Below are 20,378 nucleotides of genomic sequence, written 5' to 3'. Positions count from 1 at the left end.
CTCACTCCGCTTCGTAATATTTTTGTCCATTTACATAAGTTTGTAAAACCTTTGCTTCTGTTTCAAAAATAGGGTGCGACCAAACAACAAAATCAGCATCTTTGCCTTCCTCAAGGCTGCCAATGCGGTGATCAAGCTGTACAAGCTTAGCTGCATTGATCGTAATACTTTTGAGGGCTGTGTCTTCATCTAAACCATAACGAATCGTTTCTGTGGCACAATACTTTAAGTATTGAATTGGTACAAATGGATGATCTGTCATGATAGCAAATGGAATATTATGTTCTTTAAAAACGGCAGCAATTGCTGGTGTAGAATGACGCGTTTCGTATTTAGATGGCGTTAACATATAGGGCCCAAGCGTTGCATGGAATCCACTTTCTTTAACGGCATCCACAATGAGATAGCCTTCTGTGCAGTGCTCTAAATGAAGCTTCACATTAAATTCTTTGGCAATTCTAATTGCTGTCATAATGTCATCTGCTCTATGGCAGTGAAGGCGAAGTGGCATGTCGCCTCGAAGTACTTCAATAAACGGGCGTAACTCAGCATTTTCTTTAATTTGCTCAGTTTGTTGTTGTTCATTGAGTTGACTTGCACGTTGGAAACCATCTCGTAAAAGCTGTGCAATGGCCATACGAGTCATCGGCTTGCGCTTATACTGATTACCAAAGACGTTTTTCGGATTTTCCCCTAGGGCCCCCTTTAAACCGCTCCGCTCTACTAAAACACGAGAGGAAAGGGTAGGTCCTGCTGTTTTAAGAATGCTCCAAATACCACCTATGACATTGGCACTACCTGGCCCAGTTTGCACAGTGGTTACGCCCCCTTCTAACGCATGTTGAAAGGAAAAGTGTCGGATATCTACACTGTCTAAAGCGTGCATAAGAGGTGTAAAGGGTTCGCTATATTCATTGGCATCATTAATGTCTTCAGTGACTTCAGCCCATGTTCCGACATGTGCATGAATATCAATTAATCCTGGTGTAACATAAGCTCCCTGTAGATCAACTAGCTCTGCTTGTGGGGGAAATTCTTTGGCTGGTCCAATATAGACAATACGCCCATCTTCGATCCATAACTGTTCACAAGTATCGTTCTGCTCATTGACTGTATGAAACTTTGCATGATGATAAATAATCATTGTGTAAACCCTTCTTCCCGTGCATAAACTTTTGTTCCTTTAATATAGGTTGCGACAACCTGGGCATCTAAATTTAATGGATGCTTATCCCAAATAACAAAATCAGCAAGAAGACCATCACGAATAGCACCTGTTTTATGGGCAATCCCTAGAAAATTTGCAGCCCCGGTTGTCAGAGCATATAGCACGTCCTGGCGTGCCATACCTTCTCTTACAGCTAAGCATCCTTCTAATGTTAGATGCGAGGTGCTACTAACAGGATGATCCGTACAAAAAACGAATGGAATATTGTTCTTATACAGTTGATGATACAGTTTGGGTGATAGTGCCATCATCTCATTGTGCTCAATATATCGAAATGTAGGACCAGCTATAACCGTATTAAAGGATGTTTCATGAAGGAATGTAATTTCAGTGCCATGGATAATATGAAAATCAAAAATTGACCCAAATTCTTGTTGAAGGCGGCTAATGAATTCAAGATCAACGGCTTTGTGCGCTCGAATAACGATTTTCGTAATGGACGGCTCCTGTTGCTGAATTTGTTGTAATGTTTCTCTTAAAATTTTGGCGATGCCCATACGAGTGAGTGGTTTTTTCTTTTCAGCGAAAAAAGTACTTTTTGCCTGATGTCCAATAGAGAAGGAATAAGCCACATCTTTTGAAATAACCATTTCATCAACCGTTGTATGTGTATGGTGAATAATAGCCGTTTTTGCACCTATCAAGCTTTTAGGAGAGGGAACAATATGAGATGCAGTCACCCCATGAGAAACAGCTTTTTGAAAAGCAGTATCAAATGGGTATATGCCATCAACTACAGAGTATTGCAAATGTGAGTCAAATTCATAGCTATCATCACCTTCCCAACGAATCCCTATTTCAGCTAGACCGATTTGTGAGCAGCTATCGATAAAACCTGGTGTAATATAGTAGCCATCTAAATCCAACTCTGTTTCAGGTGAATGAGTAGCGGGTTCAAAGTATTGCCCTTGCACTTGAAAAGATTGCTTATTAAAGCTACGAGTCTCAGAATTAAAAACAAGTCCATTTATATAGCGTGTCATCGGGTCAAATCTCTCCTTATGAAGAGAAAAGCGGAGACTGGTATCTCCACTTTTCAAGTTTAATTATTTAGTAATGGATACGTTTGTACCATTTGGATGCACTATTTGTACGGAGTTATCAGCAGAAACCTCAAAGCCCTGTACTTTTTTGTTTACACCTGCAACCGTTTGTGTTGCCTCTAATTCAATACGTGGAACATCCGCTAAAATCAGCTTTAATGCTTCTTGGTATAATTTTGCACGTTCTTCTTGCACTACTGTTTCTGATACGGCGCGTTCTAATAATTTATCCACTTCTGGATTGCTGTAGCCTTTACCATTTCCTAACGCACCAATTTGATTCGTGTGGAATAATTGATAAAGGAAGAAATAAGGATCTGGGTACCAAGTCCAGCCACCAATATTCATTGGCGCATTACCCTTTGCCACAGTATCACTATAAGTACCCCATTCAAGCACTTTTATTTCCACATCAATATTTAAGTTCTTCTTTAACTGACTTTGGAAAATCGTTGCGTAAGGAACACGTGCTTCTGATACGAAAATCTCTGTCTTGAAGCCATCAGCGTAACCAGCCTCTGCTAGTAATTTTTTTGCTTCTTCTGGATTATATTTTGGTACCATATCAACTAACGATTTATCATATCCCCATGAACCAGGTGGTAATGGTAAATAAGAAACATCGCCGCCACCCCATTGGTTAACGCCAGAAATAATTTCCTCTACATTTGTTGCCATATAAATCGCTTCACGAACGCGTTTGTCAGCAGTTGGACCTACTTTGTTATTAAGATCAAGATAAACAATCGATAGACCTGGATTTGTTAAAAGCTCAAGGTTACTATCTTGGTTGATGATTTCTCGGTTTTGACCTTTAACGTCCATGGCAATATCAATATCACCAGAACGTAATGCGTTTGTCATCATATTTTGATCGGAGATAAACTTCATTGTTAAGTTATCGACATTTGGCTTATCGCCCCAGTAATTATCGTGACGAACTAATTTTACTTCTTGGTCTTTTTTCCATTCTGTTAGTTGGAATGGACCTGTACCAACAAAGTGTTCAGAAAAATTATCGCCCCATCCTTCAACTTCTTCTTTTGGAATAATAATATTCCCTGCATCCGTTAGCATAGCAAGTAGGGCAGCATTTGGTGTAGCTAAGTGAATCTCTACTTCATAATCCGATAACACTTTCACTTCTGTTACACCACTTAAACGATTCATAGCAGATTCTTTAGCAGAGCGTTCTAAAGAGTATTTCACATCTTCAGCTGTCATTTCACGGCCATCCTGATACTGACCTTTTTGGAATTTAACACCTTCGCGTAATTTGAATGTGTAGACTAACATATCCTCTGATACATTCCATTCAGTTGCTAACGAAGGGATGATATCAGATAGATCTTTGTTATAAACAACTAACGTATCACCCATTTGGCGCATCACCTGTGATTCATAAACCCCTGTATATTTGATAGGATCAAATGTTTTTGCATTGGCTGACAAACCAATATTTAATGTGCCTCCAGAAGTAGCTTCTCCCTCTTTTTCATCCGTTGTAGTACTTTTCTCAGTGTTTCCACCACAAGCAGCTAAAACACCAATTAGTAAAGTTAAAAAGAGTAGTAGTAAAGACTTTCTTACGTTTAATTTCTTCATATGCACTAGCCTCCTTAGTTTTTGTTTCACAATATGAACCGTTGATTCAAAAATGGTAGGTTCGAGATTAAAATTAGCACACTTGTAAATAGAAAGTAAATATAAAATTACAAAGATTCAGAAAAAAATATATTTACAAACAATTATTAAGTGGTGTACTATGTGGTTATTCACAATATGAACCACTGATTCTAATAATGAAAAGGAGGTCTTGCTAAGATGGGCTCATTTATTTTAAAAAGATTAGTTAACCTCATCCCGACACTGCTAGTAGTAGGAATTATCGTCTTTATTATTACGCGAATGATTCCTGGTGACCCGGCTTCAGTCATGCTTGGACCACAAGCGAGTGTAGAAGATGTAGAGAATTTAAGAGAAGAGCTAGGATTAAATAAATCCATGCCTTCGCAATTTATTTCATATGTAGGAGATCTAGCACAGTTAAATTTAGGATATTCCTATTCTTATAGTGAGTCTGTCATCGGACTTATTCTCGAAAGGTTCCCTAATACAGTGATATTGGCATTGGCAGCGCTGTTAATAGCAGTCGTGATTGGCATCCCAGCAGGAATATTTGCAGCGAGAAAGCAAAATACCATCATTGATTATGTTGTAATGCTTGTGTCATTAGTTGGTGTATCTATGCCAATTTTCTGGTTGGGCATCATGCTTGTCTTATTCTTTAGTGTTAACCTTGGTTGGTTCCCAGCAACTGGGATGGGGAATATCAGCGATGGCCTGTGGACCTATTTGAAGCATTTAATTTTGCCAGCATTTGCTTTAGCAACGATTCCAATGGCGACATTTGCACGGATTACCCGTTCAAGTATGTTAGAGGTTATTTCGCAAGATTATATTAAAACAGCTCGTTCTAAAGGTATTAAAGAATATTTAGTAATTGGTAAACATGCATTTAAGAATGCGCTAACACCGATTTTAACCGTGTTAGGAATGCAAATTTCTAATTTACTGGGCGGAGCGGTTTTAACAGAAACAATTTTTAGTTGGCCTGGGATGGGTCGATTAATTGTAGATGCCATTGATAAACGTGACTTTGTAGTCGTTCAAGGTACTGTTATTTTCATTGCGTTTATCTTTGTGCTTGTTAACTTAGTAGTCGATGTACTTTATAAAGTGGTCAATCCTAAGGTCAATTTAGAATCGGATGGGGGGAAAAAATAACAATGACTCAAGCAATCGTCCAAGAAACGAAAAAAAGAAATACGTTATTGCGCAAGTTGCTAAAAAATAAATTAGCGACAATTGGGTTAATCATTGTCACTTTAATGGGTATTGTTGCTATTTTTGCCCCATTGATTGCTACCCATCCACCGAATGAAATGATTGTCGGTAAATCGTTTTTACCGATGAATACAGAAGGACATTTATTAGGAACAGATAACTATGGTCGTGATCTGTTTAGTCGCTTAGTTTACGGTACACGAATCTCAATGATTGTTGGGATTGCGGCGGTGCTATTTGGTGCTGTGTTTGGCACACTGCTAGGCTTAGTGGCAGGGTATTTTGGTGGACGCATTGATTCCATTATTATGCGCACAATGGATGGTCTTTTCGCATTCCCATTTATATTACTAGCTATTACATTAATGACGGTATTAGGGCAAGGACTTGTCAATGTTATTGTTGCGATTGGTATTGCTAATATTCCAGGTTTCGCACGACTTGTTCGAGGACAGGTGTTAAGTGTAAAAGAGGAAGAATTCGTTGAAGTAACGCATTCTTTAGGTGCTACACATACGAGGATCATTTTTAGCCATATATTACCGAACTGTTTAGCCCCTTTAATTGTCTATGGAACGATGAGTACAGCTGGCGCTATTATTTCAGAAGCTGCCCTTAGCTTTTTAGGATTAGGCGTTCAACCACCGACAGCTTCATGGGGCAGTATTTTAAAAGATGGCAAAGACTTTTTAGTATTAAATCCCCAAATGGCGACATTTTCAGGCATTTGTATTTTATTAACAGTTCTTGGAATTAACCTATTAGGGGATGGATTACGCGATGCATTAGATCCGAAAATGAAAGTTTAATGGAAGGGGGTGGAGTCATGACTGAACGTTTACTAGATGTAGAAAACTTAACAGTAGAATTTAAAAGTGGCGGCTCTACAATGAAAGCTGTTAATGGAGTAAATTTACAATTAAATAAGAAGGAAACACTAGGTATTGTGGGAGAGTCAGGATCAGGAAAAAGTGTTACAGCCACTGCTCTCATGCGTTTAATTCCATCTCCGCCAGGAAAAATAACGAATGGAAAAATTCTATTTAATGGCCGCGATTTAATCGAAATTTCTGAAAGGGAAATGCGCAATGTGCGAGGCAATGACATCTCAATGATTTTCCAAGATCCAATTACAAGTTTGAATCCTGTCTTAACAGTGGGCAATCAAATCATTGAAGTCATCCAAGCACATGAAACAATATCGAAGAAAGATGCCGCTATCAAAGCCGTCGATATGTTAAAAATGGTTGGGATTCCTGAGCCAGAGAAACGATTAAAAATGTATCCTCACGAATTTTCAGGTGGAATGCGTCAGCGTGTCATGATTGCTATTGCCCTAGCTTGTAACCCGAAACTACTCATTGCTGATGAGCCAACAACTGCACTAGATGTAACTGTACAAGCTCAAATTCTTGATTTAATGAAAAAATTACAACAAGAACATGATACAGCCATCATTATGATTACGCACGATTTAGGTGTAGTTTGGGAGCTATGTGACAAAGTAAATGTTATGTATGCAGGTCGTACAGTAGAGTCTACTACAACAAAACAGCTCTATGAAAAACCTTTACATCCCTATACGTGGGGATTATTAGAGTCTCAAATTACAATGGGGACACAAGAGCAACAAAGGCTGCCGGCTATTCCTGGTAGTCCACCAGATTTAACAATGCCACATAGTGGCTGTCACTTCTCAGCACGATGTCCTTTAGCGACAGATATTTGTCGTAGTACTGTGCCTGATTTAGTGGAAGTACAGGACAACCATTTTGTAGCCTGCCATTTACAAGCAAAAGATCAAATTGTCCCTAGGAAGGAGGGGATTTTTAATGCAACAGTACAATGAACTTGTCTTAAAGGTAAGTAATTTAAAAAAGCATTTTCCCATTAAAAGTTCAATTCCTTTTAAAAAACCAACACAATTTGTGAAGGCGGTAGATGGTGTAAGTTTTGAGTTATATAAAGGTGAGACACTGGGGATTGTGGGAGAGTCGGGGTGTGGTAAATCAACGGTTGCCCGTTTAATCAACCAGCTAATTTCACCAACAGAGGGAATAGTTGAATTTAAGGGAACGGATTTAGCAAGCTTAAATTCAAAAGATATCCGCTCTGCTCGAAAATCCATCCAAATGGTTTTCCAAAATCCTTATGCATCACTCGATCCTCGTAAAACGATTGAATATCTTATTGCTGAGCCATTAGTGATCCATGGGATTGGTGATGAGGCATCCCGTAAAAAGCGAGTGGTTGAATTACTTGAAACAGTCGGATTAAGTGCATACCATGCAAAGCGCCATCCACATGAATTTTCTGGTGGACAAAGACAACGTATAAATATTGCTCGGGCTCTTGCACTGAATCCAGATATTGTGGTGTGTGATGAACCTGTTTCCGCATTAGATGTCTCTGTACAGGCTCAGGTTATCAATCTATTAAAAGATTTACAGAAAGAATTCGGTTTAACCTATATTTTTATTTCACATGATTTGAATGTGGTGAACTACATGTGTGATCGTATTGCTGTCATGTATTTAGGGAAAATAGTAGAAATTGGCACATACAAGGAAATTTATAAGAACCCTCAGCATCCTTACACACAAGCCTTGTTATCGGCCATACCTAAGGAAAATCCTTTTGATAAAAAGGACCGTATTATTTTATCTGGCGATGTTCCAAGCCCGGTTAATCCCCCGAGTGGCTGTGCATTCCATAAGCGTTGTCGTTTTGCTACAGAAAAATGTGCAGAGGTCCAACCGACACTTGATACAGTATCAGCTACACATCAAGTATCGTGTCATTTATATAAGTCGATACAGCAAGAAGTATCATCAATTTAACGAAAGATAAAATTTATTGAAGCAGAAAAAGGAGCGGACTGATTATGTCATTGAAGCATGTTATTGAATTATACGAGGTAATGGATAGTATTTATGTAAACGGAGACACGATTAAGAAGTATTTACACAATATTGATTCCACAGCAGATGTCAAGGTAAAAACTATTCAAGGCGAAAGCGGCTCAACAGATTTTGTTCGCGTCCTCGTTAAAGGAAAGAATGGCAAATCCTCTGGCGGAAATGCACCTACATTAGGAATTATTGGACGATTAGGTGGTATCGGAGCACGCCCTGAAATGACAGGCTTTGTATCAGATGGAGACGGCGCACTGGCATGTCTGGCAGGAGCAGCAAAAGCTATTGATATGGCCTTAAAGGGTGATCAATTAGAGGGTGACGTTATATTCTCCACACATATTTGTCCAACAGCTCCAACCTTACCACATGAGCCAGTGCCATTTATGAACTCGCCAGTGGATATTAGTGTCATGAACGAAAATGAAGTAGAAGATACAATGGATGCTATTCTATCAATTGATACAACAAAAGGCAATCAAGTATGTAACCATAAAGGATTTGCGATAACGCCAACTGTCAAAGAAGGTTACATATTAAAAATTAGTGATGATTTATTGCACGTATATACACAATCTGCTGGCATTTCTCCAGTTGTCCTGCCAATCACGATGCAAGACATTACACCCTATGGTAATGGTTTATTCCATATCAATAGTATTTTACAACCAGCAGTTGCAACATCTAGCCCTGTTGTAGGTGTAGCGATTACAACTGAATCTGTTGTGGCAGGCTGTGCAACAGGTGCAACCCATGTCACAGATGTAGAAAATGTTGTGCGATTTGTGTTAGAGGTAGCAAAAACTTACGGTGCTAATAAATGCTCTTTCTTTGATGAAACACAATTTACACATATGAAAGGCTTATATGGTAGCATGAGTCATCTACAAACGAAAGGAAAGGAGGTACACACACATGAATGATTTACAAGCACTTAAAGCTCAATTAGTAGAGGCAGTTGAAAATCATCAAGATGAATTGATAGCGTTTTGTTCAAAGCTCATTCAAATTCCAAGTGTCAATCCTCCAGGGGATACGACTGAAATAACAGCTTTTATCGAAAACTATTTAAATGATGTAGGCATTACTTATCAAAAATATGAAGCTGCTGATAAAATGTTTAATTTAGTAGCTTCTATTGGAAATGGGGAAGGAAAAGAACTCGTTTATTGTGGCCATACCGATGTTGTTCCTGTCGGTGATCTATCAAAATGGGATTTTGATCCGTTTTCAGGAGAAGTGAAGGATGGCTGGATGCTTGGACGTGGGGCGAGTGATATGAAAGCCGGTTTAGCAGGTATTATTTTTGCAACAAAGTTATTAAAGAAACTGAACATTGAACTACCAGGGAAATTAACTTTGGCGATCGTACCAGATGAAGAAACTGGCGGTGAATTTGGTGTTCCTTGGCTGTTAGAGCGAGGCTATGTGCAGGGAGATGGTTGTTTAATCGCTGAGCCCTCTTCACCTTTAAACCCAACTATTGGACAAAAGGGCTCTTACTGGTTTGAATTAGAGGTGCGTGGGGAACCTGGTCATGGAAGCCTATCACCATTGGCTGGACGAAATGCCATTGTTGATGCAATCCGAGCTATACAAGAGATTCGTACACTATGGGATGTAGAAATCACAATTCCTGAAGAGGTACAGCCACTTATCGAGGTATCAAAAAAATACATGCGTGAAGTGGAGAAAGATCGCTTGAAATATCAAGAAGTTTTAGAGAAAATTACTGTAAATATTGGTACAATTGAGGGAGGTACGAAGTCAAACGTAATCCCAGATTACTGTAAGGTCCAGGTCGATTGTCGTTTACCATTTGGTATTACACAAGAAGAAGTAACAGAAATCTTGACAACTAAACTAGATGGCTTGGCTATCGATTATTCAATCCAACGTTTTGGCTTTAAAAGCGTAGCCAATTATACGCCTGCTGAAAATCCTGTATGCCAATCGATAGTGGAAAATATATCATATGTTACAGGGCAAGAGGCATATGGTGTCATGCAATGGGCAAGCAGTGACGCTCGTCATTTCAGACAATATGATATTCCTGTATTGCAATACGGCCCAGCTTATTTACCAAGTATTCATGGTTATAATGAAAAAGTGCGTGTTGAGGATATCGTACGCTGTGCAAAAGTTTATATAACTGCTGCTGTTGATTTCCTATATCAAAAGTAAGAGATTAGCTACTCTCTTACTTTTGATAAAGTGATATCAGGTGCTGACGGCTGCTAAATCTGTCGATTATTTCCCCCTTAAGAGAGAGATTTGCAGCCGTTTGTACAGATAAATAGTTCAGAAGGATGAGAGATATGCTAAAGACATTAAATTTATCAATTGCGGTTTTAAAAATGTTTACAAAGGAAAAGCCCACATGGGGTGGTCGAGAGTTAGCACTGGCGATGAACATGAATCATACAAATTTATATCGCATTCTTGAAACCTTCGAAAATAATGGGTTTATAACAAAAGATCCTATAACAAAAAAATATTCTCTTGGTATTGCATTATGGGAAATAGGTATGAATATGTATGATTCATTAAACATAGATCAGCTATGTATGCCAGTTCTTGAGAAATTAAAGGATGTCACTGGTGAAACAGCTATTTTTACCGTACTGAATGGACTGGAAGCGTTAACATTACTGAAAGCAGAGCCTGTAAATAAGGTGAAGTTTACAGTTTCAAGAGGAAGTAGATCGCCACTGTATGTAGGAGCATCTTACCGTTCAATGCTTGCTTTTTTAAATGAAGAGCAAATTGCAAAGGTAATAGATGAACCATTAACAGCTTATACAAATAATACGATGACAGATGCCACAGAAATAAGGGCAGAGCTAGAAAAAATTAGAACATGTGGCTATGCACTTAGTAACAGTGAGTATTCGGTCGATGTATTGGCGCTAGCTATGCCTATATTTAATAGTGAGGAACAGGTCGTAGCGTCTATTACCGTTTCTGGACCAATTTATCGTTTTACAGAGCAACGTGTTCCTGATTTTTTGGGACCTTTAACGGAAGCTAGAAATGAAATAGAAGGAATTATTCGTAGATATCATTTGAATTTTAATTAAGGAGCCCTATTATGCATCATTTACATGATATTGCACTAAATGTTTTAAAAGGCAATTTAAATGTTCAATCTTCTGAGTCACTATTAATTTTGACAGATAGCCACAAACAAGACATCGCAAAAATTTTTTATGAAGCTGGACTGTCAATTACTGCAAATACAATGTTCATGGTGATGCCCCTGTTAGAGAAATCTGGGCAGGAGCCAATCCATGCAGTTTCTGAGCTTATGGCAAATGCCGATGTTACACTGTGCATTACCTCCCACTCACTAACACATACACTGGCTCGTAAACATGCCTGTGAAAAGGGTGGACGTGTAGCAACAATGCCAGGGGTAACATTGGAGATGCTGGAGCAAGGTGCCCTTCATGCAGATGCACAGGAGATCGAAGCTACGGTAGAAAAATATGTCCTTTTACTTAATACGACAAAAGATATTCGTATTGTCAAGGATGGTCATGAGCTGACGTTTAGTGTAGACGGCCGTTTCGGAATTCGTTCTACAGGGGTTATTCGTCAACCTGGTGAGTACGGGAATATTCCTTCAGGAGAATCGTATATTGCACCAATAGAAACATCTGCGAATGGAGAGATTTTAGTAGATGGCTCTATTGCTAATATTGGTGTTTTAAAGGAGCCATTATTATTAAAAATAAAGAATGGTCGCTTAGAAGAAGCAATCGGTCCTGATGGTCCACGACTACTGGCATTACTTGGTGAAGGCAATGGTAGAGTCATTGCAGAGTTTGGCATCGGAGCCAATAAAAGTGCTATCCTATGTGGCAATGTATTAGAGGATGAGAAGGTGTATGGGACCATCCATATCGCTTTTGGCAGTAATGCGCCATTTGGTGGAGCCAATGCGTCAGATGTTCATATTGATTGTGTTGTGAAAAGTCCTATCGTCTATTTTGACGGTCAGCAAGTAATCTAAAGAAAAGCGTGTCTTCCTATGAAGCACGCTTTTTTTCATGCTTTACAAGACTGTAGCTTAGGGTTGCTTGTCATTGTAGGTTTACAATATAGTTAATATAGATAGGAATAGGAATGATGATTAAATTCCGTCCATAAAATAGAAGTAATGATAAAGAAAGTAACTTTTGTTTTGCAACAAGAAAGAACGTGAGGTTGAAGAGATGTTAACATTTACAGATTTACATGGCCTACAAGTAGATTTGAGTTTTACAAGAGGCGAATTTAAAGTAGAACCTCAACACGTCCTTGTCCTTTTAAAGCATGAAAATAAATGGTTATGTACTGTCCATAAACGACGTGGTGTAGAAGTGCCAGGAGGGAAATTAGAAGAAGGGGAAACCTTAGAGGAGGCGGCGATTCGAGAAGTTTTTGAAGAGACGGGTGTTCATGTGAAAAATCTTCAATGGTTTGCAGAGTATGCAGTGTATGATGAAATCGTTTTTTGTAAATCCGTTTTCACTGCACAATTTTTGGCGCAAGAGGATATAGAATTTGATTTAGAAACGTCAGGCATGCTTTGGTTAACTGATGAAGAATTTGCTCAGCATCCTAACTTGAGTTTTCACATGAAGGATGAGGGGATGAAGAAAATGCTGGAGGAGCTGAAACATCGTGACACACAATGGTGATATTATCGAAAAACGCCCCTATCCTTCACCAAATCCAGCTATCCGTTTAACGGAAATAACCTATCTTTCACAGGGCTTACGTATAAAAGGACTATTAGCAGAGCCAAAGACTGAAGGTACATATGATGGCTTTTTATATTTAAGAGGCGGCATGCAAAGCATAGGGATGGTAAGACCCTCTCGTATTGCACAATTTGCGGCGCAGGGCTTTATCGTATTTGCCCCATATTATCGTGGGAATCGTGGGGGAGAGGGGCGTGACGAGTTTGCAGGGGCAGACCGTTACGATGCGGTCTATGCCGTAGATGTACTCAAACAATTCTGCAATGACAATATCCATGTTTTTGGTTTTTCACGAGGTGGTATTATGGCTCTGTGGACAGCTATTTTAAGAAGGGATATTACTTCTATTGTAACATGGGCAGGTGTTTCTGATGCAACGGCCACTTATTGGGAACGTACAGATATGCGCAGAATGATGAAGCGCGTTATTGGAGGAACACCTAATCGTGTACCAGAAGCGTATGATGCAAGAACACCACTTTTTGAGATAGAGCGTATAACAGCTCCCGTTCTTATCATTCATGGCTATCGTGATGAAAATGTGGATATTGAACATGCCAGACAATTGGCATTTTTTTTAGAGGAAGCAAATAAATCATTCGAAACTTGGTATGATCTTAACTATGCACATCAATATCCACCAGCAAAAAATCGTGAAACTGTCCGTGCTCTTTGCAAGTGGATGAAACAACAATAAAGCATAGAGAAAACAAAAAGACAAAGGGAACGAATAAATTGTTCCCTTTGTCTTTTATATAGAAGTTATTTTAATGGACCACCAAGTGTAGTGATGGCTTCAGAAACGTTCGAGAATTTCTTGAAGTTTTCGTTGAATAAGCCTGCAAGCTCAGCAGCTTTTGCATCGTATGCAGCTTTATCTGCCCAAGCTTCACGAGGATTTAACACTTCTGAAGGTACACCTTCAACCGCTGTTGGAATGTGTAAACCAAACACAGCATCTTGTGTTGTTTCAACATCTGCTAATTTACCATCGATTGCTGCACGGACCATTGTACGTGTGTAAGAAAGTTTCATACGGCTACCTGTGCCATATTCGCCACCAGTCCAACCAGTGTTTACTAAGTATACCTGTGCACCGTGCTCGTCAATTTTTTGTCCTAACATTTCTGCGTATACTGTTGCAGGAAGTGGAAGGAATGGAGACCCGAAGCAAGTAGAGAATACTGGTTCTGGCTCAGTCACACCACGTTCAGTTCCAGCAAGTTTAGAAGTGAACCCGCTTAGGAAGTGATACATCGCTTGTTCTTTTGTTAATTTACTGATTGGAGGTAACACGCCAAATGCATCAGCTGTTAGGAAGATGATTGTTTTTGGATGACCTGCAACAGAAGGATCAACGATATTTTCAATGTATTGGATTGGATAAGCTACACGTGTATTTTCTGTTAGTGAACCATCATCATAGTCACAAATACGAGTTTCTGGATCAACAGCTACGTTTTCTAATACAGAGCCGAAGCGGATTGCATTGTAGATTTCTGGTTCTTTTTCAGCAGAAAGGTTGATTGTTTTTGCATAGCAACCACCCTCAATGTTGAATACACCATTATCAGACCAACCGTGTTCATCGTCACCGATTAGCTTACGATCAGGATCAGCTGATAACGTCGTTTTACCAGTACCAGATAGACCGAAGAATAACGCTACATCGCCAGCTTCACCAACGTTTGCTGAGCAGTGCATTGAAAGAATACCTTGTTGTGGTAATAAGTAGTTCATGATACCAAAGATAGATTTTTTCATTTCACCAGCATATTCTGTACCACCAATTAAAATAATTTTCTTTTCAAGTGATACGATGATGAATGTTTCAGAAGCAGTACCATCAACCGCAGGATCTGCTTTAAAGTTAGGAGCTGAGATGACAGTGAAGTCGGCAACATGAGAAGCTAATTCATCTGCTGTTGGACGGATAAATAATTGATGAGCAAAAAGATTGTGCCATGCGTATTCATTGATAACTTGAATGCTTAATTGTGAGTCTTTGTCAGCACCTGCAAAGCCTTTGAATACGAATAACTCGTCACGTTCTTTTAAATATTTTATTACTTTTACATATAGGTTATCGAACACTTCAGAAGAAATCGGTTGGTTGACTTTACCCCAGTCAATTTGATCTTTTGTGCTTTCTTCTTCTACCGTATATTTATCTTTAGGTGAACGACCAGTGTATTTGCCAGTTTCTGCACGAACTGCGCCATCTACTGTTAACATTGCTTCACCACGAGATGTAGCTTTTTCTGCTAATTGTGGTACTGAAAGTTGAACATTAATGTTACCGCCGTTTAATAATTCCTTCAGTTCGTTTGCAATTTCTACTGAATTCATCGATTAAATACCATCCTTTTTTATAGTATTCCCTTGATTTAGAGGGATTTTTTCTTAATTTCAAAAATAGTATAACACAATTGCTTAAATAATCTATACTAATTAAGAAATTATTTTAGAGTTTTTACCACTTTTCAATAAACTGACAAAAAATAATGTTTTTCGAGTAGAATACCATCAATCCTACTGTAATTAGGCACGAAAATTGAGCCACACATATGTTACCACAAGTAGCTAGGTATGTTGTAGGGATTAATTTGCTTCTATTTACATCATCATCCAAGTATGAAAAGTTTTTGTGTAATAAGTTCTTTCCTTTCTATACAGTAATACATAAGAAAATATTTGACAATGTTCGACCTTTTCAGTAACATGAGATTGAACGGATACTCTTATCCCGAGCTGGTGGAGGGTCAGGCCCTGTGAAACCCGGCAACCTGCATGAACTATTTCACGACATGCGTTGGTGCCAACCTGATGCAAGGGAACATCCCTTGAACGATAAGAGTGAAAGGTTACGCAGTCATTATTCCTTTCCTCATGTAAAGTAACGTGAGAAAAGGATTTTTTTATTGTTAAAAATCAATATAAAGGTAAGTATATGTAGTTCTTTCCTTATTATAATGACGGATCTTTCGAAATCCTCGTGTTAAAAGCAGCAGTAACGGCTTGAGAGTTCAATCCTTAGGAGCGGACTTGACATGGGTAATGAGTACCGTATTCATACACAACTACTTATTGTAAGAGTATTTAGGAGGAAAACCAAATGACAAACCGTCGACTGTTTACATCAGAGAGTGTAACAGAAGGACATCCAGATAAGATTTGTGACCAAATCTCGGATGCCATTTTAGATGCTATTTTAGCAGAAGATCCAAATGCACGTGTAGCGTGTGAAACAACTGTAACAACAGGATTAGTATTAGTAGCAGGAGAAATTACTACTTCTACTTATGTGGATATTAAAGGTATTGTTCGTGACACTGTAGCTGAAATTGGCTATACACGAGGTAAATATGGCTTTGATGCTGAGAACTTAGCGGTGCTTGTGGCAATTGGTGAACAATCACCTGATATTGCTCAAGGTGTTGATCAGGCATTAGAGTCACGTGAAGGCTCTATGACAGATGCTGATATTGAAGCAATTGGTGCTGGTGACCAAGGCTTAATGTTTGGCTATGCATGTAATGAAACACCAGAGCTAATGCCATTACCAATTAGCTTGGCACACAAATTAGCACGCCGTTTAACAGAAGTACGTAAATCAGGTGAACTTGCCTATTTACGTCCTGATGGTAAAACGCAAGTAACGATTGAATATGATGACAATAATGTACCGGTTCGCGTGGATACAATTGTTATTTCAACACAGCATGATGAAGAAGCAACACTTGAACAAATTCAAGCAGATTTAAAAGAATTTGTTATTGCACCAGTTGTACCGAGTGAATTATTAGATGCTAATACGAAATACTTCATCAATCCAACTGGCCGTTTTGTAATTGGTGGGCCAAAAGGTGATGCTGGATTAACAGGACGTAAAATCATTGTTGATACATACGGTGGTTATGCACGTCACGGTGGTGGTGCCTTCTCAGGTAAGGATGCTACCAAGGTAGACCGTTCGGCGGCATATGCAGCACGTTATGTAGCGAAAAACATCGTAGCAGCTGGCTTAGCAGAGCGTGCTGAAGTGCAACTTGCCTATGCGATTGGCGTTGCTCAGCCTGTTTCCATTGCTGTCGATACATTTGGCACAGGTAGAGTGAAAGAAAGCGAGATCGTTGAATGGGTACGCGAGCTATTCGATTTACGCCCAGCAGGTATCATTAAAATGCTTGATCTTCGTCGTCCAATTTATAAACAAACTGCTGCGTATGGACATTTTGGTCGTACAGATTTAAATGTACCGTGGGAGCAAATTGATAAAGCAGATGCGCTACGAGAAAAAGCACGTTTATAAACTATTGAACTAAAGTAATGAAGTCATTAGAAAATTATTCTGATGTATTAATAAGCAAAGGGGCAACATTGCTCCTTTTGTTTTTTTTACAAAAATACCTCGCTAGGATTCGTGAACATATTCGGTACACGAAAACGCGAGGGATTTTTTCGTTAGTATTGATTTTTTGTGTAGGTTATTTATTTCTGAAGTGATTTATAATATTGACCTTTTTCTGCGTATTCTCGTACGATGCGTTCCATATCCTCTTTATCTTCAGCATTTAATTCTCGGACAACTTTTGCTGGACGACCTAATGCTAAACTATTTGGAGGAATGACTTTACCAGGAGGTACTAGGCTTCCAGCTCCAATAAATGCACCTTCTCCAATCTCAGCTCCGTCTAAAATAATGGATCCCATACCAATTAAGGCATTTTTGCGAATTGTACAACTATGTAAAGTGACTTGGTGTCCAACTGTTACCTCATCTTCAATAATGAGCGGATATTTTGGGCTTTGGTGTAAGCAGCAAAGATCCTGGATACTGACACGTTTACCAATAATCGTTGGGGAAACATCACCACGAATAACCGTATTAAACCAAATAGTTGTTTCGGCGCCAATTATTACGTCGCCCGTAACAGTTGCGTAATCAGCAATGAAAACAGACGGATCGATCTTTGGCGTTTTATCTTTAAATGGATAAATCATGAAAATCGCCTCTTTTCTTTCTATAATGTAGTATTATCGTATCAAATACGCAACTTTATGGAAATATAAAATTAAAATGTGCTATTTATTTCGATATAATCAAAGTGTAATCATTTTTTAGGAGGACTATGTAATGTGGAAATGGGAAGCTGATGGACAAGCAAAAGCTGTGATTGCTATTCTTCATGGTGCTTATGAAAATCACCGTTGGTATGCATGGCTGATAGAGAAATTAAGATTAGAAGGCTTCCACATAGTCATGGGAGATTTACCGAATCATGGAGGTAATGCAAGGTTTGCTCGAGTCCATGATGAAGACTTCAAATTGTACAATAAGTATACAAGAAACCTGATTGAAAATGCTTTTTCATATAATTTACCAACCTTTGTAATAGGGCATGGACTAGGTGCAACATTAATCCTCCATACACTGCAAAAGAGACAATATGAATGTGCAGGCATTATTTTAACATCACCTTGGTTGCAACTAAAGCTATTACCAGGTAAATTAACAAATGCTTTAACAAGTCTAAGTGCGTTAACAGCCAATGTTAAGTTGACACATGATATTACATTAGAGAAATTAACGCGTAGTGTTGAAGGCAGAGAAGAAATGAAAGATGATGTACCCCTCATGTCTGTTGTTTCTGTGAAATGGTATCGAGAACTTCAGCAGATGATGAAAAATTTAGTGATGCTGCCTAAAGGTGAAATGCCTAATATGCCTATGCTAATTATGACAGCTGAGAAGGATAAAATTACGGACACTCGCCAAACTCGAAATTGGCTTCATCAACAGGAATTCACGGAATTTCAGTTTAAAGAATGGGCAAATTGTTATCATAATTTATTTCATGAGGGAGAGCGCGAAGAGATTTTTATGTATATACGAGATTTTATTAATAATGCTCTTCGAAGAATTGGTTATATAATTAAATAGGTTTATACCCTTCCATTTACTAGGTTACTTACTTAAATATTGTTACTTAAAAATAATATTGTAATTTTCAGAAAAGTGTAATACTATAATGACTTAAAGTAAGGTAATTCAAATTGGAGGGGTAAAATGGATGTAATTGTAGAGAAGTTGAATGGTATTTTATGGGGACCATGGTTTATTTATGGCATCTTATTAATTGGGTTATTTTTCTCAATTATTACAAGGTTCCTACAAGTAAGGCACATTAAAGATATGTTTGTTTTAATGTTTAAAGGGGAGAAGTCAGAAAAGGGAATATCTTCATTCCAAGCAATGTCTATCGCATTATCAGGACGTGTAGGTACAGGTAATATTGCTGGTACTGCGACAGCGATTGGAATGGGAGGACCTGGTGCTGTCTTTTGGATGTGGGCAATCGCTTTCATAGGTGCGGCTACCGCGTATGTAGAGTCAACATTAGCTCAAATCTATAAAGAAGAGAAAGATACAGAATATCGTGGTGGACCAGCCTTTTACATAGAAAAAGGAATGGGCCAAAAATGGTTTGCAGTTATTTTTGCTGTGGCGGCTTTAATAGCAATGTTAATTTTGATGCCTGGTGTGCAGTCGAATGCCATCGCAGGTGCTGTTGAAAACGCTTTCGGTTTGGAAACATGGATCACAGGACTTATTATTGTTGTTTTATTAGGTGCTATTATCATCGGGGGTGTTAAATCAATCGCAAATGCTGCCCAGATTATTGTACCGTTTATGGCATTAGCCTATATCATTATGGCCATTATCATTATTTTTATGAATATTTCACAAGTACCAACGGTTATCGGATTAATTTTTTCTAGTGCATTTGGGGCTCAAGAAATTTTTGGAGGCATTATTGGTTCAGCGATTGCATGGGGTGTTAAACGTGGAATTTACTCTAATGAGGCTGGTCAAGGAACTGGTGCTCACCCTGCGGCAGCTGCGGAAGTATCACATCCTGCTAAGCAAGGAATTGTACAAGCGGCGTCTGTTTATATTGATACATTATTAATTTGTTCTGCTACGGCATTTATGATTTTATTTACAGGTATGTACAATGTACAAGATGAAAAGGCAGCTGAGGGAGCAGATCCATTTATCCATATTGGAGAATTTAATAGTGGTGGATTAGCAGGCGATGAGCAAATGACTTTTGCGAAAAGTATTGAAGCAGGAGCTGCGTATACACAATATGCAGTTGACTCATCATTACCTGGCTTTGGTGCTCCATTTGTAGCCATTGCGTTATTCTTCTTTGCCTTTACAACAATCATGGCTTACTACTATATTGCAGAGACAAATGTCGCTTACTTATTTAGAGGTAGCACAGAAAAGGTATTCATTTGGATTGCGAAAATTGCCATTTTAGTTGCAGCCTTTTATGGTACAATCCGTACGTCTGGTCTAGCATGGGCAATGGGAGATGTAGGTCTTGGTTTGATGGTTTGGATTAACGTTATAGCTATTTTAATTATCATGAAACCAGCTATTGTCGCATTAAAAGATTACGAGAAACAGAAAAAAGAAGGAAAAGACCCAGTCTTTGATCCTCGTAAACTAGGAATTAAAGGTGCAGATTTCTGGGTTGACTATAATGAAAAACGCAATAACAAGTAGATAAAGAGCAAGGCGATC

General features: G+C 38.7%; 18 protein-coding genes and 1 riboswitch. Of the genes, 13 read left to right on the top strand and 5 right to left on the bottom strand.

Going from position 1 to position 20,378, the window contains the following annotated elements; all coding sequences use genetic code 11:
• Position 1: 1 nt before the first annotated feature.
• The 3 genes from BFM98_RS18190 to BFM98_RS18180 form a co-directional block, all read right to left on the bottom strand.
• Complete coding sequence (locus BFM98_RS18190) at positions 2-1,144, bottom strand: amidohydrolase (protein WP_066038104.1); 1,143 nt, start codon at positions 1,142-1,144, stop codon at positions 2-4.
• Complete coding sequence (locus tag BFM98_RS18185) at positions 1,141-2,211, bottom strand: amidohydrolase family protein (RefSeq protein WP_009371458.1); 1,071 nt, start codon at positions 2,209-2,211, stop codon at positions 1,141-1,143. Before BFM98_RS18185 ends, BFM98_RS18190 begins: the two co-directional genes overlap by 4 nt.
• A 63-nt stretch (positions 2,212-2,274) precedes the next feature.
• Complete coding sequence (locus BFM98_RS18180; protein ID WP_066038103.1) at positions 2,275-3,876, bottom strand: ABC transporter substrate-binding protein; 1,602 nt, start codon at positions 3,874-3,876, stop codon at positions 2,275-2,277.
• Positions 3,877-4,095: 219 nt separating this feature from the next.
• Between BFM98_RS18180 and BFM98_RS18175 the strand changes: the two genes are divergently transcribed.
• The 10 genes from BFM98_RS18175 to BFM98_RS18130 all read left to right on the top strand — a co-directional run bounded on the left by BFM98_RS18175 (position 4,096) and on the right by BFM98_RS18130 (position 13,478).
• Positions 4,096-5,058, top strand: coding sequence for an ABC transporter permease (locus BFM98_RS18175; RefSeq protein WP_004225947.1), 963 nt, complete (start codon positions 4,096-4,098; stop codon positions 5,056-5,058).
• A 2-nt stretch (positions 5,059-5,060) separates the two neighbouring features.
• Complete coding sequence (locus tag BFM98_RS18170) at positions 5,061-5,927, top strand: ABC transporter permease (RefSeq protein WP_004225950.1); 867 nt, start codon at positions 5,061-5,063, stop codon at positions 5,925-5,927.
• Positions 5,928-5,944: 17 nt separating this feature from the next.
• Entirely contained in the window at positions 5,945-6,967 is a 1,023-nt protein-coding gene (locus tag BFM98_RS18165) for an ABC transporter ATP-binding protein (protein WP_066038102.1), read from the top strand.
• A complete protein-coding gene (locus tag BFM98_RS18160) occupies positions 6,951-7,958 on the top strand; it encodes an ABC transporter ATP-binding protein (protein ID WP_066038101.1) in 1,008 nt (335 codons plus the stop codon). The genes BFM98_RS18165 and BFM98_RS18160 overlap by 17 nt, the downstream gene beginning before the upstream one ends.
• 44 nt (positions 7,959-8,002) lie before the next feature.
• Complete coding sequence (locus BFM98_RS18155) at positions 8,003-8,956, top strand: DUF1177 domain-containing protein (RefSeq protein WP_066038100.1); 954 nt, start codon at positions 8,003-8,005, stop codon at positions 8,954-8,956.
• Positions 8,949-10,217, top strand: coding sequence for a M20 family metallopeptidase (locus BFM98_RS18150; protein ID WP_048391075.1), 1,269 nt, complete (start codon positions 8,949-8,951; stop codon positions 10,215-10,217). Before BFM98_RS18155 ends, BFM98_RS18150 begins: the two co-directional genes overlap by 8 nt.
• A gap of 134 nt (positions 10,218-10,351) precedes the next feature.
• Complete coding sequence (locus tag BFM98_RS18145) at positions 10,352-11,113, top strand: IclR family transcriptional regulator (protein ID WP_004225962.1); 762 nt, start codon at positions 10,352-10,354, stop codon at positions 11,111-11,113.
• Positions 11,114-11,124: 11 nt separating this feature from the next.
• Positions 11,125-12,048: an aminopeptidase gene (locus BFM98_RS18140; protein ID WP_048391078.1), complete on the top strand. Its 924-nt coding sequence runs from the start codon at positions 11,125-11,127 to the stop codon at positions 12,046-12,048.
• 202 nt (positions 12,049-12,250) lie between these two features.
• A complete protein-coding gene (locus BFM98_RS18135; protein WP_066038099.1) occupies positions 12,251-12,718 on the top strand; it encodes an NUDIX domain-containing protein in 468 nt (155 codons plus the stop codon).
• Entirely contained in the window at positions 12,702-13,478 is a 777-nt protein-coding gene (locus BFM98_RS18130) for an alpha/beta hydrolase family protein (protein WP_066038098.1), read from the top strand. The genes BFM98_RS18135 and BFM98_RS18130 overlap by 17 nt, the downstream gene beginning before the upstream one ends.
• 65 nt (positions 13,479-13,543) lie before the next feature.
• Here BFM98_RS18130 and pckA read toward each other — a convergent pair whose 3' ends face one another.
• Positions 13,544-15,130: a phosphoenolpyruvate carboxykinase (ATP) gene (gene pckA, locus BFM98_RS18125; protein WP_066038097.1), complete on the bottom strand. Its 1,587-nt coding sequence runs from the start codon at positions 15,128-15,130 to the stop codon at positions 13,544-13,546.
• 389 nt (positions 15,131-15,519) lie between these two features.
• A riboswitch (SAM riboswitch) is annotated at positions 15,520-15,638 on the top strand.
• A gap of 258 nt (positions 15,639-15,896) precedes the next feature.
• Between pckA and metK the strand changes: the two genes are divergently transcribed.
• Positions 15,897-17,093 carry a methionine adenosyltransferase gene (gene metK, locus BFM98_RS18120; RefSeq protein WP_066038096.1) on the top strand — a complete coding sequence of 399 codons (1,197 nt, stop codon included), beginning with the start codon at positions 15,897-15,899 and terminating at the stop codon, positions 17,091-17,093.
• 179 nt (positions 17,094-17,272) lie between these two features.
• On the opposite strand, the gene BFM98_RS18115 is transcribed toward metK, so the two are convergent.
• The gene (locus BFM98_RS18115) at positions 17,273-17,785 is read right to left on the bottom strand and encodes a gamma carbonic anhydrase (protein WP_066038095.1); all 513 of its coding nucleotides are present in this window, start codon (positions 17,783-17,785) and stop codon (positions 17,273-17,275) included.
• A 133-nt stretch (positions 17,786-17,918) separates the two neighbouring features.
• On the opposite strand from BFM98_RS18115, the gene BFM98_RS18110 reads away from it, so the two are divergent.
• Both BFM98_RS18110 and BFM98_RS18105 read left to right on the top strand, forming a co-directional pair.
• Positions 17,919-18,725, top strand: coding sequence for an alpha/beta hydrolase (locus tag BFM98_RS18110; protein ID WP_054549914.1), 807 nt, complete (start codon positions 17,919-17,921; stop codon positions 18,723-18,725).
• A gap of 126 nt (positions 18,726-18,851) precedes the next feature.
• Positions 18,852-20,360 carry an alanine/glycine:cation symporter family protein gene (locus tag BFM98_RS18105; protein ID WP_048391090.1) on the top strand — a complete coding sequence of 503 codons (1,509 nt, stop codon included), beginning with the start codon at positions 18,852-18,854 and terminating at the stop codon, positions 20,358-20,360.
• The last annotated feature ends 18 nt before the right edge of the window (positions 20,361-20,378 follow it).

The sequence above is a fragment of the Lysinibacillus sp. AR18-8 genome, assembly GCF_001705465.1.
GTDB lineage: Bacteria > Bacillota > Bacilli > Bacillales_A > Planococcaceae > Lysinibacillus > Lysinibacillus capsici.
Note: the sequence above shows the minus strand (reverse complement) of the source record. Positions and strands in the feature narration are given on the sequence as shown.